We start from the raw sequence: 1577 nt of genomic DNA, 5'->3' as shown, positions 1-1577 counted from the left end.
TAAGGGAGGCTTCGGAAGGCTTTACAGCGTTGAGTGATTCTCGGGCAGGGCGGACTACCACGGCGTACTGGCCCGAAACGTCGATCACGCGCTTGGGTTCGTCCTTTTCGTCGGAACTGTGAATAATCACGTACGCGCCGATGGCGGCGAGTATCACGGACAACACGATTATCGCTATGACAATAATGACTGATAGCATATTTTATTCCATTTGGAATTATTCGTTACTCTCAAAAACTAGCATTTTCTAAATTGTGGGACAGGAGATTTTATGTTAAAATTGAAGATTTTTCTTGTATTGCTGATGTGTAGTGCCTGTTTTGCCGTTCCTTTTAAGGTGGAAACGGTTAGGGAAGGCTCTGGAGACTCCATTCGGGCCGGTCAGCTCATCAGGGTGCATTACAAGAGCTATGTGTATTTAGACAGTGCTAGAATCTTGGCAGAAAAGGCTCGCCTGGCCGATTCGCTCCGTATCGCCGATTCTTTAAGGCTTGCAAACGATTTCAATTCTGACCAGGTTGCCGGCGTGACAAATGTTGACACGACCGCGCTCTTAGACAAGTCCGCTAAAAACAAGAAGAAAAAGTCCAAGAACAAAAAGGAATCCAAAGCCGCGGTCGATACGGTGGCTCAAGCTCCTGTCGCAGAACCGGTAACGCTTGCGACCTACATCGATTCCATTTCTCCGCTGCCCTCTGATACTCGCTTCAGACTGTTCTCGGAATCTTATGCCGGTGGCGAACCGCTTGAATTCACGCTCGGCATGGGCCTTGTTATTCAGGGCTGGGAAAAGGGCCTTGTCGGCATGAAGCCGGGCGAAATCCGCAAACTTTACGTGCCCTACCAAATGGGTTACGGCGAAAATTCTCTCGAAGGCGTTCCTGAATATTCCGACTTGTTCTTCATCGTAGAACTCGTCAGCGCCGACAAGCCGATGGAACCGGATGCATTCCCCAAGAACGTGGAAGGTCTCAAGTGGCGCGAAGCAGCTAAGGGCCTCAAGGTTTACGATGAAAAGGTCGGCACCGGAAAGCCCGCCATGGTTGGCTCCGTGCTCAAGACGCATTACACGGGTTGGCTCCTTTCGGGTCGCAAGTTCGGTTCCTCTAAAGACATGGGCAAACCGCTCTCGGTCGTGATGGGTGCCGGCAAAATGATCAAGGGCTGGGAAGTCGGTCTCGACGGCATGCGCGAAGGCGGCGTACGCTGGTTCCGTGTGTCTCCGGCCATGGGCTATGGCGCAACGGCCTACTCCATGATTCCTTCAAATTCGACCTTGGTCTTCCGCGTGGAACTCGTTTCTTCCGAAGTAGACGACGCGGTCATCGCGAACATGGACTTCTTCCCCGATACCACGACGCTTACGTTTGAAAACGGTCCCGAAGGTCTCCGCTATGCAATCATCAAGCAGGGCGAAGGCGAACCCGCACAAAAGGGCAACGTGGCCAAGGTGCATTACACCGGCTGGCTTACCAACGGTTACAAGTTCGACAGCTCCCGTGACCGCGGCCAGGTTTTTGGCTTTACGCTGGGTGCAGGTCGCGTGATTCGCGGCTGGAAACTCGGCGTGCAGGGCA

1 protein-coding gene and 1 pseudogene are annotated in these 1577 nt (G+C 52.8%); one reads left to right on the top strand and one right to left on the bottom strand.

What is annotated here, in order from left to right:
* Positions 1–199 (bottom strand): annotated as a pseudogene (locus tag Q0628_RS08970) (hypothetical protein); the annotation flags it as partial.
* Positions 200–271: 72 nt separating this feature from the next.
* On the opposite strand from Q0628_RS08970, the gene Q0628_RS08965 reads away from it, so the two are divergent.
* Positions 272–1577: FKBP-type peptidyl-prolyl cis-trans isomerase (locus Q0628_RS08965; protein ID WP_298770259.1), on the top strand; the 1306-nt coding region annotated here is incomplete at its 3' end.

It is taken from the genome of uncultured Fibrobacter sp., assembly GCF_937877005.1.
Taxonomy (GTDB): domain Bacteria; phylum Fibrobacterota; class Fibrobacteria; order Fibrobacterales; family Fibrobacteraceae; genus Fibrobacter.
Note: the sequence above shows the minus strand (reverse complement) of the source record. Positions and strands in the feature narration are given on the sequence as shown.